Annotated in this window: 14 protein-coding genes; 5 read left to right on the top strand and 9 right to left on the bottom strand. The window is 64.5% G+C overall.

Annotated elements, in window-relative coordinates; genetic code table 11:
• Nucleotides 1-71: 71 nt before the first annotated feature.
• Both CUJ91_RS22020 and CUJ91_RS22025 read left to right on the top strand, forming a co-directional pair.
• A complete protein-coding gene (locus CUJ91_RS22020; RefSeq protein ID WP_006046708.1) occupies nucleotides 72-767 on the top strand; it encodes a response regulator in 696 nt (231 codons plus the stop codon).
• Entirely contained in the window at nucleotides 764-2,188 is a 1,425-nt protein-coding gene (locus tag CUJ91_RS22025) for a sensor histidine kinase (RefSeq protein ID WP_114157127.1), read from the top strand. Before CUJ91_RS22020 ends, CUJ91_RS22025 begins: the two co-directional genes overlap by 4 nt.
• Before the next feature lie 25 nt (nucleotides 2,189-2,213).
• Here CUJ91_RS22025 and CUJ91_RS22030 read toward each other — a convergent pair whose 3' ends face one another.
• The 4 genes from CUJ91_RS22030 to CUJ91_RS22045 all read right to left on the bottom strand — a co-directional run bounded on the left by CUJ91_RS22030 (nucleotide 2,214) and on the right by CUJ91_RS22045 (nucleotide 5,109).
• A complete protein-coding gene (locus CUJ91_RS22030; protein ID WP_114158028.1) occupies nucleotides 2,214-3,377 on the bottom strand; it encodes a CmpA/NrtA family ABC transporter substrate-binding protein in 1,164 nt (387 codons plus the stop codon).
• 9 nt (nucleotides 3,378-3,386) lie between these two features.
• Nucleotides 3,387-3,962, bottom strand: a complete 576-nt coding sequence (locus CUJ91_RS22035) for an ANTAR domain-containing response regulator (protein ID WP_006046711.1) — start codon at nucleotides 3,960-3,962, stop codon at nucleotides 3,387-3,389.
• A gap of 467 nt (nucleotides 3,963-4,429) precedes the next feature.
• On the bottom strand, nucleotides 4,430-4,702 hold the full coding sequence (infA, locus tag CUJ91_RS22040; RefSeq protein WP_006046712.1) for a translation initiation factor IF-1: 273 nt from the start codon (nucleotides 4,700-4,702) through the stop codon (nucleotides 4,430-4,432).
• 125 nt (nucleotides 4,703-4,827) lie between these two features.
• Complete coding sequence (locus tag CUJ91_RS22045) at nucleotides 4,828-5,109, bottom strand: hypothetical protein (RefSeq protein WP_029965846.1); 282 nt, start codon at nucleotides 5,107-5,109, stop codon at nucleotides 4,828-4,830.
• Between the two features lie 508 nt (nucleotides 5,110-5,617).
• Here CUJ91_RS22045 and CUJ91_RS22050 point away from each other — a divergent pair.
• Together CUJ91_RS22050 and CUJ91_RS22055 are read left to right on the top strand one after the other, a co-directional pair.
• Complete coding sequence (locus CUJ91_RS22050; protein WP_006046714.1) at nucleotides 5,618-6,262, top strand: helix-turn-helix transcriptional regulator; 645 nt, start codon at nucleotides 5,618-5,620, stop codon at nucleotides 6,260-6,262.
• Nucleotides 6,263-6,294: 32 nt separating this feature from the next.
• Nucleotides 6,295-6,498 (top strand): DUF1653 domain-containing protein, encoded by a 204-nt coding sequence (locus CUJ91_RS22055; RefSeq protein ID WP_029965844.1) that lies wholly within the window; start codon nucleotides 6,295-6,297, stop codon nucleotides 6,496-6,498.
• Nucleotides 6,499-6,516: 18 nt separating this feature from the next.
• Here the strand turns inward: CUJ91_RS22055 and CUJ91_RS22060 are convergent, their stop codons facing one another.
• Together CUJ91_RS22060 and CUJ91_RS22065 are read right to left on the bottom strand one after the other, a co-directional pair.
• Nucleotides 6,517-6,846, bottom strand: coding sequence for a 2Fe-2S iron-sulfur cluster-binding protein (locus tag CUJ91_RS22060; RefSeq protein WP_029965842.1), 330 nt, complete (start codon nucleotides 6,844-6,846; stop codon nucleotides 6,517-6,519).
• A 79-nt stretch (nucleotides 6,847-6,925) separates the two neighbouring features.
• Complete coding sequence (locus tag CUJ91_RS22065; RefSeq protein WP_114157128.1) at nucleotides 6,926-8,914, bottom strand: sigma-54-dependent Fis family transcriptional regulator; 1,989 nt, start codon at nucleotides 8,912-8,914, stop codon at nucleotides 6,926-6,928.
• A 436-nt stretch (nucleotides 8,915-9,350) separates the two neighbouring features.
• On the opposite strand from CUJ91_RS22065, the gene CUJ91_RS22070 reads away from it, so the two are divergent.
• The gene (locus CUJ91_RS22070; protein WP_006046718.1) at nucleotides 9,351-9,641 is read left to right on the top strand and encodes a DUF1488 family protein; all 291 of its coding nucleotides are present in this window, start codon (nucleotides 9,351-9,353) and stop codon (nucleotides 9,639-9,641) included.
• 30 nt (nucleotides 9,642-9,671) lie between these two features.
• Here the strand turns inward: CUJ91_RS22070 and CUJ91_RS22075 are convergent, their stop codons facing one another.
• From CUJ91_RS22075 to CUJ91_RS22085, 3 genes are all read right to left on the bottom strand, one after another.
• The gene (locus tag CUJ91_RS22075) at nucleotides 9,672-10,973 is read right to left on the bottom strand and encodes an NCS2 family permease (protein ID WP_006046719.1); all 1,302 of its coding nucleotides are present in this window, start codon (nucleotides 10,971-10,973) and stop codon (nucleotides 9,672-9,674) included.
• Nucleotides 10,974-11,074: 101 nt separating this feature from the next.
• A complete protein-coding gene (locus CUJ91_RS22080) occupies nucleotides 11,075-11,848 on the bottom strand; it encodes a slipin family protein (RefSeq protein WP_006046720.1) in 774 nt (257 codons plus the stop codon).
• Nucleotides 11,845-13,590 (bottom strand): NfeD family protein, encoded by a 1,746-nt coding sequence (locus tag CUJ91_RS22085; protein ID WP_114157129.1) that lies wholly within the window; start codon nucleotides 13,588-13,590, stop codon nucleotides 11,845-11,847. The genes CUJ91_RS22080 and CUJ91_RS22085 overlap by 4 nt, the downstream gene beginning before the upstream one ends.
• Between the last annotated feature and the right edge of the window lie 6 nt (nucleotides 13,591-13,596).

Raw genomic sequence — 13,596 nt, forward strand, 5'->3', positions numbered from 1 at the left:
GTAAGAGACGCGCGCTTTCTGAACGCTTTCAATTTGCGAGGGAAATGCGTCACAATGAACGAATTCGCCTCATGGATTTCCCTGGGATTCTGTTCATGCGTGTGCTGCTCGTCGAAGACAATCCGATTCTTTCCCGCTCGCTAACCGACGCGCTGACCAATGCCAAACTCACTGTCGACTGCATGCATGACGGCGAATCTGCCGATCACGTATTGCGCACGCAAGACTACGCGCTCGTGATTCTCGACATCGGTTTGCCGAAGCTCGACGGGCTCGAAGTGCTGCGCCGTTTGCGCGCGCGGCGCAATGCCGTGCCGGTGCTCATCTTGACCGCGCATGGTTCGGTGGAAGAGCGCGTGCGCGGCCTCGATCTCGGCGCCGACGACTATCTCGCGAAGCCTTTCGCGCTCACCGAACTCGAAGCGCGCGCGCGTGCGCTGCTGCGCCGCGGTCATGGTCAGGAGGCATCGGTCGCGCAATGCGGCACGCTGGTTTACGACAGCGTCGATCGCGGCTTCACGCTCGACGGCGAACCGCTCGCGCTCACGCCGCGCGAACGTTCGGTGCTCGAAGTATTGATCTTGCGCAACGGCCGCGCGATCAACAAAGAGACGCTGTCGGAGAAAATTTTCGGGCTCGACGAATCGGTGAATGCCGATGCGATCGAAATCTACGTGTACCGTTTGCGCAAGAAGCTCGAGCGCAGTTCGGTCGGCATCGTCACGCTGCGCGGGCTCGGCTATCTGCTCGAAGCCAGGACGCCATGACGCGGCCGAATCTGCGCGTGCGGGTCGCGCTATGGCTGCTGGTGCCGCTGTTATTGCTGCTCGCGCTGGATGCCTGGCTCACCTATCAACGCGCAATGAACGCGGCACATGCGGCATTCGATCGCACGCTCGAATTTTCGTTGCGCTCGATTCGCGACGGCGTGCGTCTGCGCGATGGACGCATCGAAGTCGACTTGCCTTATCTCGCGCTCGAGATGTTCGAATCGAATGGCGGCGGCAACATCTACTATCAGATTCGCGAGGAACATGGCCGCGTGGTGACCGGTTATCCCGATCTGCCGGAGACGAAGAAGGTGCCGGCCGAGCCGTACAGCGTGCAGTTTTATGACGATGTATTCCGCGGCCGGCCGCTGCGCATCGCGATGCTGCGGCTGCCGGTGCACGACGTGCCGAGTGCGCAAACGCGCGTGGTGCTGGTGAGAGTCGGCGAAACGATCGAGGCGCGCCAGGCGCTGGCGCGCGAGATCCTTACCGGCTCGCTGCAACAGGAAGGCTTGCTGGTGATGCTCGCGCTCGGCATCGTGTGGCTCGGTGTCGCGCGCGGCTTGCGGCCGCTCAATCGTCTGTCGGCGAAAGTCGCGGCGCGCGCCGACGACGATCCCACGCCGCTCGATACCGTCGGCTTGCCGAGCGAGGTCGCGCCGCTCGTCGATTCGATCAATCAGTACATTGGCCGCACGCAGAAGATGCAGTTATCGCGGCGGCGCTTTTTCAACGACGCCGCGCATCAGTTGAAAACGCCGCTCGCGGTGATTCAGGCGGAGTCCGAACTGGCGCAGCGCGGGCTCGATGGCGTCGATGCGAACAATGCGGGCCCGAGGCGTCACGGCGTCCATTTGCGGCGGCTGAATCGCGCGGTGCAGCAGGCCGTGCGTATCGTGCAGCAGTTGCTGTCGCTGTCGCGGCTCGATGCGGACAGCGGCTACACGGTCAGGCATGCGGCGGTGCCGCTGCACAAGGTCGCGCGCAGCGTGACGCTCGACTGGTCGCCGGTGGCGCGCTCGCGCGGCATCGACCTCGGCTTCGAGCAGGAGACGCGCGTCGACGTGACGGGGCAATCCGATCTGCTTGCCGAACTGGTGGGCAATCTGATCGACAACGCGATCCGTTATTCGGGCGATGGCTCGGTCATTACCGTGCGGGTCGCGTGCGAGCACGGCGAGCCCTTGCTTCAGGTGATCGACAACGGGCCGGGCATTGCCGCGAGCGAACGCGACGCGGTATTCGAGCGCTTTTACCGCAGCGAGGCGACGCAGGCGGTGGAGGGCAGCGGGTTGGGGTTGTCGATTGTGCGCGAGATCGCGCGGGTTCATGGCGCGCGCGTCGAGTTGGGCGATGCGCGCGGCGGCGGGCTGGTGGTGAGCGTGTGGTTTCCGGCGCTTGTGCAAGGGGCGGCGTGAGGCGGGCTCGTGCGTTATCGATGCGTTATCTGTGAATCGGAAAACTGCGTGCGAAACCCGTGGCCGGCGTCGTGCTGTTCCATGTGGCGCCGTCCATGAACCGTTGCGTGGTTTCTTGCGCCGGCACCGTGACTTTCACCTGCGCGGCCGCCTCGCGATACAACTGCGTCTGATTGATGCGCTCGGCGATTTGCGCGTAATCGGCACGCGCGTCGATCATTCCCCAGCGCTCGAATTGCGTCAGAAACCAGGCGCCCTCGAATGGCTGCGGATAGTTCACCGCGCCATCGTCGAAGAAACGCACCGGTAAACCGTGCGGCACCGACGCGGGAATCGCGTCGCCGAAACGCGCGGCGATCAATGCTTCGTCGATGCCGATGTACTCCGGCCGCGCGAGCCAGCGCGCGATCTCGTGGCGATGTCCTGGGCCGTCGAGCCAGCGGCACGCTTCGAGCATGGTCCGCACGAGCGCGCGCGCCGTGTTCGGATTTTCGTCGACGAAATCGCGCCGGCAAGCGAGCACTTTCTCGGGATGATCGGGCCACACTTCGCTCGTATAAGCGACCGTTCTGCCGACGCCTTGCGCTTCGGCCATCGCATTCCACGGCTCGCCGACGCACAGGCCGTCGAGTCCGTCTTCGGCAAGCGCCGCGACCATCTGCGGCGGCGGAATCACCACGCTTTCCACGTCGCGCAGCGGATGCACGCCTTGCGCGGCGAGCCAGTAATGCAGCCACATCGCGTGCGTGCCGGTCGGGAAGGTCTGCGCGAACACCGGCTTGCGGCCGAGCGCGGCGAGCGCCTTCGGCAACGTGCCGTGTGCGGCGAGCGCATCGGCGAGACGGTTCGACAATGTGACCGCCTGGCCGTTGCGGTTGAGCACCATCAGCACGGCCATGTCCGTTTGCGGACCGCCGAGCCCGAGTTGCACGCCATAGACGAGGCCGTAGAGCGTATGCGCCGCGTCGAGATCGCCGGACAGCAGCTTGTCGCGCACGGCGGCCCATGACGGCTGGCGCGACAGTTCGAGCGTGAGGCCATGCGCGTGGCCGAATTCGAGCAACTTGGCGGCGACGAGCGGGGCGGCGTCGGACAGCGCGACGAAGCCGAGGCGAAGGTGCGTTTTCTCGAGCTGGCCGGATGTGGACGACGAAGCCGACGAAGATACGAGTGAGCTAACGGAGTTCATGGGCATGCTTCACTTGTGCGATTCAGCCGCCGCGACGACCGCGCGCGCGACCTCGGCGAGCTTCACGCCCTGGTTCATCGCGCGTTTGCGCAGCGTGGCGTAGGCGGCGTGCTCGGTGATTTTCTGCTGATCCATCAGCAGGCGTTTGGCGCGGTCGATCAGCTTGCGCTCCGCGAGTTCGTTCTCGACCTGGGCGAGGCGTTCGCGCAGTTGCGATTCCTGCGCGAAGCGCGCGAGCGCGACTTCGAGAATCGGGGCGAGCCGCTCGGTTTCGAGCCCTTCGACGAGATACGCGGTCACACCCGCGCCGACGGCATCGCGGATCAACTGCTGGTTCGAGTCGTGGCTGAACATCAGCACCGGACGCGGCGCGGTCGCGTTCATCACCGCGAGCTGTTCGAGCGTGTCGCGCGACGGCGAATCGGTATCGATGATGATGACGTCCGGCCGCTCGCTCTGAACCGCGCTGTGCAGCGCGTGCGGCGTCGCGGTGCTGGCCAGCATCTCGTAACCGAGCCTGGCGAGCGCGTCACGTAGGTCGCCTATCGGCTTATCGGTATCGGTGACGAGGAGGACACGCAGCATGGGGTAGTGGCAATCGACGGCTGAACATCGTTAAAGCAACTTGGATGCCAGTGGCCGCGAAGCCTTGTGTACGAAGGGATTACGCACTGAGGCCGAGCTTTTTCGTGACGAGTGGCGCACCGGGAAAGGGCATGCGTCGCGGATGCACCGAAGCGGCGCACAGCGGGCGATTCTTGAGAATTCTTAAGAAGGCGAGACGAACAGAACCCGCGACAAGAATCGCGAGGCAAGGCAACGGCTCGGAAGACATCGCGACGAGCGTCGCGACAAAAAATCGGCTGAAAAACGCGGCGAAAAACGCGCCGTTAAAAAAGCCTAAAAAGCGCCGCCGCTGCGCGCCGCTCAGGTTCGAACCGGGCCGAACTCGAGAAGGCGCGCCAATGGCTTCGCGTACAACGTTACTTCAGGGCCGCAAGGCAGAGGCCCACGCAGGCACGCGCAAAAACCGCCGGCGCGTGCCGCTCGCCTTAACGGCGACGGAATTGCGAATTGCTGCGCGCGGCGCCGCCGCCTGCACGCTCGTCTTTGTGACGGAAGTTGATCCGGCCTTTGGTCAGGTCGTAGACCGACAGTTCCAGCGTCACGCGGTCACCCGCGAGAATACGAATGTGGTTCTTGCGCATGCGTCCGGACGCGTAAGCGCCAACCACGACGCCGTTGTCGAGCGTCACGCGGTAACGGCTGTCCGGAAGTACTTCGTCGACGATACCGTCAAGTTCAAGCAGTTCTTCTTTCGCCATGCATAACTCCTGGTCGATGGGATAAGGGTTTGCGCGACGCCTTGCGGGCGGCGCTGCATCAGATACGGTTGCAAGCGGGCGGCAGGCCCGCCGTGCGGCAACGGCTTATGCGCCGCCGTGACCGCTCAAAGATCGGCGACCGACTGGCCGTCCACGCGGCCGTCGATCAGTTGCTCGGCGTGAGCCATGCACGCGATGCGCGCCTTGCCCGTGCCGTCGAACGGAAACAGATACTGCAGGCGGAACACGCGGCCCTCGGCGGCCGGATTCGCGCCCACGCGGCAAATGCGCACCGACGCGTCGTAGCCCGCGTCCGGATTGCGGCTCGTCTGGCCGTCGGTGGGGCGGCGCGGATAGACGAGCGGGTGAATCTCATAACCTTTGTACGTCTTGACTGCCGAGTTCATTAGCATAGATGTCCTGTAATACGTGGCCGGCATGTCACGCGTGTTACGCGCGGCACCGCAGGCCGGGCAGCGCAGCACCGGAAAGGCGCGCCGCCATTGAAAAAGTTAGCGCAGGCCCGATAGCGAGGGCTTGAGCGCGCCGCGTAAATTCGCGGATTCGATGGAGAAGAAACACGCTGATGTCGCGCGGACACCAGGCGGGTGAAAGCTGAAACTCAGCTGAACAACTCAGCTACACAACTCGCGACGGCTAATGCTGGCGGCGCATTGCCGGAGTGACGGGATCGCCGACGGGCGGCGGTCGAACAGTCGGGGGTGTTGCGCAGATGCGGTATGAGACAGCCAGGCTGCGAATGCGGAATACAACTATTCCAATATGATGCACTAAATACGTCTGATTGGATAGTAAAAAGTTCCATCCACGAACAGAGGGGCCGGCCGGTCGCTACAATGGCGAGTTGCCGCGCGAGGCAGCACGCGCCCCCGAACACTGTCACATCGTCATCCAATGCGCCAGACAACCGCGACCCCCGTGAAAGACCTGCTGCTCGAGCGCTACGCTCCCATCGCCGACGGCATCGCGGCGCTCTTCTATCCGTGCGCCGAAGTCGTGATCCACGATTTGCGCGACCAGACCATCGCGTACTTGGTGAACAATCTGTCGAAGCTCGAAGTGGGCGGTCCGTCGGTGCTCGACGAAGTGCACTATGCGGCGCGCGGGCGCACCATCGGCCCGTACGAGAAGCTCAACTGGGACGGCCGCCGCATGCGCTGCGTGAGCAACATTCTGTTCGACGACAACGGCAAGCCGGCCGGCATGCTGTGCATCAACTTCAATATCGCGGTGTTCGAAGACGTGCGTTCCACGCTCGACCTGTTCATCCGCGGCGGCAATTTGACCGACGCACCCGCCGAAGACCTGTTCCGCGACGACTGGCAGGACCGCATCAACACGTATCTGCATACGTGGCTGCGCGAGCGGCAGATCGGCATCAACGCGCTCACGCGCGAACACAAGCGCGAAATCGTCGAGGCGCTGCATGCGCAAGGCGCGTTTCGCGGCCGCAGTTCGGCGAACTATGTGGCCGCCGTGCTGACGATGGGCCGCGCAACCGTCTACAAAATCCTCAAGCAGATGAAGGAAGGCGGTTGAATCGCCGCACTGTCCAACCCAGGGAGAATTCGATGGCTGAAATCACACGCTACCGCCATTACAAAGGCGGCCTCTACGAACTGATATGCGAGGCGACGCTCGAAGCCGATCCGACTGTCACGATGATCGTCTACAAGGCGAGCAACGGCACGATCTGGACACGTCCGGCGTCGGTGTTTTTCGAGCAGATCGAGCATGAAGGCGCGACGATGCCGCGCTTCGCCAGGATCGATTGAGGGGATAAGCCTCGCTGCTCAACGCGGCGGCGACGACAACGACGACGACTGCAGCTCCACAGCGTCCGGCGCTTCGATCACCACATCGGTTTCGGCAATCGCGACGCACGGCAGGATATAACCTTCCTGCTTTTCCTCGCGGCTAAGACCTGGCCATTCGATCGTGTAGCGCACCTGTCCCGCCGTCATTTTGCAGATGCACGTACGACACGTGCCGTTGCGGCATGAACGCGGCAAGCGCAGATCGGCGAAGCCGGCGGCTTCCAGAATGGTGAGCGAATCGGGCGCTTCGAAGCTGCGGCCAAGCGGCTCGACGCGCACGACAGGCGGGCGGTGTGAATCGGACATCGTGTGAATGTGTGACTGGGCTCGTCACACTTTACACGGTCGCGCGGTCTTTCCTGGCGGCCGTCGCTGTATCGACGCTTCAATGAGTCGTGCCGGCCCGCCGCAAATAGCGGTACACCGTATTGCGCGCGAGTCCCAGTTCGCGTGCCGCCGCCGACACATTGCCGTCCAACCGCGCAAGCGTCTGCGCGATCAACGTGGCCTGCCAGTCTTCCATGCGCGACGGCGCGGGCGTCTGAGCGCTAGCCAGGTTGTTGTCCATCGCGTCGTCGCAGTTTCGCCGAGGTGAGCGCGAGTCGTCGTTCGCCGCCGAATCGGCGCAATCATGCAGAAAGTCTTCCGGCAGATCGTCGAGTTCGATTTGATCCGCGCCTTCGGCCATGATGCTCGCGGTGCGCAGCACGTTCGCCAGTTGCCGCAGATTGCCGGGCCAGCGGCATTGCATGAAGCGCTCGAGCACTTGCGGCGAAACGCGGCGCGGCACGCCGTCGCCTTCGCACTGAAGTTCCAGCACACGCGCGATGAGCGCTTCCAGATCCGTGCGCTCGCGCAGCGCCGGCAACGTCACAACGAGTCCGTTGATGCGGTAGTACAGGTCCTCGCGGAAGGTGCCTTCCTCGATCATCGCGCGCAGATTGCGGTGCGTCGCGCACACGATCCGCAGATCGACTGGAATGGCGCGCGTGCCGCCGAGCGGCACCACGCTGCGCTCCTGCAGCACGCGCATGAGCCGCACTTGCTGCGCGAGCGGCATATCGCCGATTTCATCGAGGAACAGCGTGCCGCCGTCGGCCTGCACGATCTTGCCGACACTGCCGCGTTTTTTTGCGCCGGTGAACGCGCCGTCTTCATAGCCGAACAGCTCGGCCTCGATCAAACTGTCGGGCAGCGACGCGCAGTTCAACGCGACGAACGGCGCCGTGCGCCGCGGCGAATCGTGATGGATCGCGCGCGCGAGCCATTCCTTGCCGGTGCCTGTCTTGCCGAGGATCAGGATCGGAATGTCGCGACCGCGCACCTTGCCGACGCGCCGCAGAATCGCGGACATTTGCGCGTCGCCGGTGTCGAGTGTTTCAAGTGTGGCTGGCGTGACATTGGACGGCGATTCCACAATCCGCGCCGCGTGACGCGCGCCATGCGTTGTCAAGCCACGCGCCGTGCCGACAACATCCGCTGCCGGCGCGACATAACGCTGCGCCGAATACTCGCCGCGCGCGACAACCCGCACGCCGCTCGGCAACGTCAGCACGATATTGTCGCCCGGCGCGCGCGCGATCCGCTGCAACACGTCGGCGAACGCGGCGCCGAACAGCGCCTCGAACGGCTGCACCTGCAACGCGGGGAGCGCTTGTCCGAACTGAAACAGCGCGCTGCGGTTGGCCGACAGGAATGTGCCGTCTGCAGCGAACGCGGCGAGCCCTTCAAACAGCGTGCCGATGAATTCGGCGCGCGCGTGAAAGTGCACGCGCAACGCATCGGCGAATTGATTGGAGAACAGATGATTTTCGATCATCTGCGCCGACATTCTGACGAGCGCCAGCGTGTGCTTATGAAAGCCGCGCGTGTCGCCGCTCACGTCGAGCGCGCCGATGGTGCGCCCGAACGGATCGGCGATGGGCGCGCACGAGCAGGTGAGAATGCGGTTTGCGTGCAGGAAGTGTTCGTCGGCGTGAACCACGGTCGGCTGTCCGTCGACGAGCGCCGTGCCGATTGCATTCGTGCCGCGGTCGGCCTCGGCCCACGAGACGCCCGGACACAGCGCGACGCGATTCGCCTTCGCGACGAAATCGCTGTCGCCGAGACTATGGAGGATCACGCCCTGGCTGTCGGTGAGCAGCACCATGCTTTGCGTGTCGACGATCTGCGCATGCAGCGTTTCCATGACGGGCAGCGCATGCGTATACAGCGACTGATTGCACTCGACCAGTTCGCGCAGCGCAGGCCGGCGCAGCGGCTGAAAATCCGGCATTTCCGACGCGCGCAGCCCGAGTTCGAGCGAGCGCGCATGAGCTTGCGCGATGACATCGGGCCGACCGATGCGGGACGGCGTGGCGGGGCGATGGCTCAAGGCATGTCTCCGGTATTCGGATGCGGCGGATGCGTTGCCCGCCGTTCGATGCCGCAGCGCAGCATGCGCGCTTGCGGGCGAATACCGATATTACAGGAGCCGAAGCCGCGCGCGTCGCAGGGAAAACACCCGGCGCGGGTCGGTAGGAACGCAAGCGCCATGCACGCTTCGTGCGCAATCGCGTGCGCAATTCGCGGGCAACTTCGCACCTGGATCAAGCGGCGGAAAGGAAAACTTGCGCCGCGCAGGAACTCGTCTAAAGTGAATCAAATCATCCTCGCGACGCGCGAATGGCGCGTTTCCGCATGCGACGGATGACGAGCCCGCGTCGCCGGCATTGGACAAGGAGGAGGCAGCCCGGGGCGCGATCAGATGTAATCGGCGTGCGCATTACCCATGCGAATCATGCGCGGCGCCTAACTTCCAGGTGATTCCCATGCAGATCCTTTTCCCGAATGAAAATCCTGAGTATTCAGGTCGCGAACTCACCTTGGCGTTTCCGGCGCTGGTCGATGGGCAGAGGGTGGAGTGCATGATCACCGCGGAAGCGCTCGAAGATCATTTCGGCGCCGCGTCGCCGCGTCTGGAAGACATGGTCGGCGCGTTCGATACGCACCGCGAGCGCATCGAAGCCGCCACGCGTCGTCTGCTCTCTGAGACGAGCGCGCAATGCGTTGTGCTGCGCAGCGGCTATGTGCGCTTTTATGAAGCGAACTGGCGTGCCTGAGCGCATCGGCACGCCGCGGTTCGCAAGAACTTACTCGCTGCCGAGGTAGAAATAGCGGAACAGGAAGATCGCCGCGATGATCCACACGACGAGCTTCACCTGGCGCGCGCGGCCGGTCAGCAACTTCAGTCCCGCATACGAGATGAAGCCGAACGCGACGCCATTCGCGATCGAGTAAGTGAACGGCATCAGCAGAGCCGTGAGCGCGGCCGGCACGACTTCGGTTGCGTCGTCCCACGGCAGGTCGAGCATTTCGCGCAGCATCAGGCACGACACGTAGAGCAGCGCCGGCGCCGTCGCGTAGCCGGGCACCACGCCCGCGAGCGGCGCGAAGAACAGCGCGGCAAGGAACAGCACGGCCACCGTGACCGCCGTCACGCCGGTGCGCCCGCCTGCCTGCACGCCCGACGCGCTTTCGATATACGCGGTCGTCGACGACGTCCCGAGCATCGAGCCCGCCAGAATGGCGGTGCTGTCCGCAAGCAGCGCGCGGTTCAGCCGATGCATCTTGCCTTCCACCAGCAGACCCGCGCGATTGGCCACGCCCATCAGCGTGCCCGTTGCATCGAACAGTTCAACGAGGAAGAACACCAGGATCACGTTCAGCACGCCGGTGGACAGCGCGCCGCGAATGTCGAGCTGGAACAGCGTCGGCGAAATCGACGGCGGCGCGGACACGATGCCGTGGAACTGATTGCCGCCGAAGAAAAAGCTCAATACGGTCACGCCGACAATGCCGATCAGGATCGCGCCGCGCACGCGCAGATAGTCGAGCGTGACGATCGCGAAAAAGCCGATGATCGCGAGCACCACATGCGGGTTATGCAGATCGCCGAGCGTGACGAGCGTGGCCGGATTGCCGACCACGACGCCCGCCGTCTTCAGCGAAATGATCGCGAGAAAGAGGCCGATGCCGCCGGTGATGGCAATGCGTATCGAGTGCGGAATGCCGGTGACAATGACCTCGCGCACGCGAAACAGCGTGACGACGAGAAACAGGCACCCGGAGATGAACACCGCGCCGAGCGCGGCTTGCCACGTAAAGCCCATGCCCTTGACGACCGTGTACGCGAAGTACGCGTTCAGGCCCATGCCCGGCGCAAGCGCGATCGGGTAGTTCGCATACAGACCCATGATCAGCGAGGCCAGCGCGGCGACGAGGCAGGTCGCGACGAACACGGCGTCTTTCGGCATCCCCGCGTCGCCCAGAATCGCCGGGTTCACGAAGATGATGTAGGCCATCGTCAGAAAAGTGGTCAGGCCGGCCAGCACTTCCGTGCGCAGATTGGTGCCGGCGGCGTCGAGGCCGAAATAGCGTTTTATGGAATCCATATGGCGGGTCTCTCGTCGTAGGGGCGAGATGATACCTTGCCAGCGCGTGGGGCGCAGCCGCAAGCGAATTTACGATGTCGCCAGGCAACGGTGCGCGCGGCTTACGGCTCGCGTGGCTTCGTCAGACGGTCCACCACGGCGTTCAGCATATCGACTGGCAGCGGAAACACGATGGTCGAGTTCTTGTCGGCGGCAATTGTCGTGAGCGTTTGCAGGTAGCGCAACTGCATGGCTTGCGGCTCGCGCGCGAGCGTCTGCGCGGCCTGCAGCAATTGCTGCGACGCCTGCAATTCGCCTTCCGCATGAATCACCTTCGCGCGCCGTTCGCGCTCCGCTTCGGCCTGACGGGCAATCGCGCGGATCATCGTTTCGTTGATGTCCACATGCTTGATCTCGACGATGGCAACCTTGATGCCCCACGCATCGGTCTGCGCGTCGAGCACTTTCTGGATGTCGGCGTTGAGCTGCTCGCGATCGGCGAGCAGTTCATCGAGTTCATGCTTGCCGAGCACCGCGCGCAGCGTGGTCTGCGATAGCTGGCTGGTCGCCTCGAAATAGCGCGCCACCTGGATCACGGCCTTCTCCGGATCGACCACGCGAAAGTACACCACCGCGTTGACCTTGACCGAAACGTTGTCGCGCGTAATCACGTCCTGCGGCGGCACGTCGAAGACGACCGTGCGCAGGTCGATGCGCACCACCTGCTGCACGACCGGAATAATCAGCACGAGCCCAGGCCCCTTGACCTTCCAGAAGCGCCCGAGCATGAACACGACGCCGCGTTCGTACTCGCGAAAGATCTTTATCGACGATGCAATCAGCGCGGCGATGAGCAGAATCAGAATGCTGCTGAAGCCGAATGTGAAACCGATCATGAGGTTTTTCCTCCGAGAGAGGGGTGTTGTTGTTGCTGTTGTTGCTGTGCTTGCTGTTGTTGGAGCGCCTGCGCGGCGGCGACGGGCTCGACCGTGAGCGTCAGCCCCTGGCGCGCGGTCACGCGAACCGCGTCGCCGGCCGCGAGCGGAGCCGCGCTCGACACCTGCCAGCGCTCGCCGTTGATCCGCGCCCAGCCGGCCAGGCTGCTGTTTGCCGCGCCTGGGTCTGCGGCCGCGTCTGAGGCGGCGACGAGACCGCCTTCGAGCACCACGCCGACGCTGCCGATCAGCCCTTCGGAACCGGTCACGACCGGCCTGCGCCGCGCCCGCAGCGCGAGCTGCGATACGCCCAGCACGAACAGCACGCTGAATACGGTGACGGCGGCGATCATCGGCAGCGGGATGCCGTAGCCGGGCACGTCCGTGTCGATCAGCATCAACGCGCCGATCACGAACGCGACAATGCCGCCGAAGCCGAGCGAACCGAAGGTCGGCAGAAACGCCTCCCCGATCAGGAACGCGATGCCGAGAAAGATCAGGCCGAGGCCGACGTAGTTGACCGGCAGCATCTGCATGGCGAACAGCCCGATAAGCAGACTGATCGCGCCGACCACGCCGGGCAGCACGAAACCGGGGTTCGCGAATTCGAAAAAGAGGCCGTACATGCCGAGCATCAGCAGCATCAGCGCAACATTCGGATCGGTGATGACCGCGAGGAAGTGGCTGCGCCAGTCGGCTTCGAGCGTGACGACGGGCGCATGCGCCGTCGCGAGCTTGACGTTGCCCGCGCTCGTTGCGACGGTGCGGCCGTCGAGCTGGCGCAGCAGATCGGGCACGTCGCGCGCGTTGAGGTCGACGACGTGCTGCGCGAGCGCGTCGGCGGCGGTGAGGCTCACTGCCTCGCGCACCGCGCGCTCGGCCCAGTCGGCGTTGCGCCCGCGCATTTGCGCGAGGCCCCGTATGTAGGCGGCGGCGTCGTGAACCTGCTTGCGCAGTTCCGTCGATTGGGTGTCGAGCGGGAGTGTGGTGGGGGAGCTGGTTGATGCCGGGCTTGTCGTGGCGCTCGCGCCGCTTGCGCTGCTGGCGCCCCCAACGCCGCTAGCAGAACCGCCGGGCGCCGGCGCTTGCGGCGTGCGATCGCCCGTGCCCGGCAGGCGCGGCGTGCCGCCTCCCGGAGGCTCCGTGCCGCCGATGCCCATCTGGATCGGCGTGGCCGCGCCGAGGTTGGTGCCCGGCGCCATCGCCGCAATATGGCTCGCGTAGACGATGTAGGTCCCCGCGCTCGCGGCCCGCGCGCCGCTCGGGGCGATGAACGTCGCGACCGGCACCGGCGAGCCGAGGATCGCCTTGATGATCTGCCGCATCGACGTATCGAGTCCGCCCGGCGTATCCAGTTGCAGCACCGCGAGTTGCGCGTGACTGTCGGCGGCGCGTTGCAGGCTGCGCACGATGAAGTCGGCGCTCGCAGGTCCGATCGCGCCGCTGACGGGAATCACGACCACGCTGTTGAGCGCTTGCGCAACGGCGTTCTGTCCACCGACGGGCGCGGCCTGAGCCACAGCCGCATCTTCGCCCGACGCGAACCCAGGTACGAACCCAGGCCCAAACAGACCCCCAACCGCGAACGTCAAAAGCATCCCGAACGCGGTCATGCCGCGCAGGAACCGGCGCGCGACACCGCCGCGGATAAACGGCCGGCGCGCGCCAGACTGCCGGAACGGGCGACGTGAAGACGTGCTCATGGCTAA

It is taken from the genome of Paraburkholderia graminis (genome assembly GCF_003330785.1).
Taxonomy (GTDB): domain Bacteria; phylum Pseudomonadota; class Gammaproteobacteria; order Burkholderiales; family Burkholderiaceae; genus Paraburkholderia; species Paraburkholderia graminis.

Coding starts and splice junctions, on each gene's coding strand:
- CUJ91_RS22020 (WP_006046708.1), top strand. CDS start 72: ATGGATTTCCCTGGGATTCTGTTCATGCGTGTGCTGCTCGTCGAAGAC.
- CUJ91_RS22025 (WP_114157127.1), top strand. CDS start 764: ATGACGCGGCCGAATCTGCGCGTGCGGGTCGCGCTATGGCTGCTGGTG.
- CUJ91_RS22030 (WP_114158028.1), bottom strand. CDS start 3,377: ATGAACTCCGTTAGCTCACTCGTATCTTCGTCGGCTTCGTCGTCCACA.
- CUJ91_RS22035 (WP_006046711.1), bottom strand. CDS start 3,962: ATGCTGCGTGTCCTCCTCGTCACCGATACCGATAAGCCGATAGGCGAC.
- infA (WP_006046712.1), bottom strand. CDS start 4,702: ATGGCGAAAGAAGAACTGCTTGAACTTGACGGTATCGTCGACGAAGTA.
- CUJ91_RS22045 (WP_029965846.1), bottom strand. CDS start 5,109: ATGAACTCGGCAGTCAAGACGTACAAAGGTTATGAGATTCACCCGCTC.
- CUJ91_RS22050 (WP_006046714.1), top strand. CDS start 5,618: ATGCGCCAGACAACCGCGACCCCCGTGAAAGACCTGCTGCTCGAGCGC.
- CUJ91_RS22055 (WP_029965844.1), top strand. CDS start 6,295: ATGGCTGAAATCACACGCTACCGCCATTACAAAGGCGGCCTCTACGAA.
- CUJ91_RS22060 (WP_029965842.1), bottom strand. CDS start 6,846: ATGTCCGATTCACACCGCCCGCCTGTCGTGCGCGTCGAGCCGCTTGGC.
- CUJ91_RS22070 (WP_006046718.1), top strand. CDS start 9,351: ATGCAGATCCTTTTCCCGAATGAAAATCCTGAGTATTCAGGTCGCGAA.
- CUJ91_RS22075 (WP_006046719.1), bottom strand. CDS start 10,973: ATGGATTCCATAAAACGCTATTTCGGCCTCGACGCCGCCGGCACCAAT.
- CUJ91_RS22080 (WP_006046720.1), bottom strand. CDS start 11,848: ATGATCGGTTTCACATTCGGCTTCAGCAGCATTCTGATTCTGCTCATC.
- CUJ91_RS22085 (WP_114157129.1), bottom strand. CDS start 13,590: ATGAGCACGTCTTCACGTCGCCCGTTCCGGCAGTCTGGCGCGCGCCGG.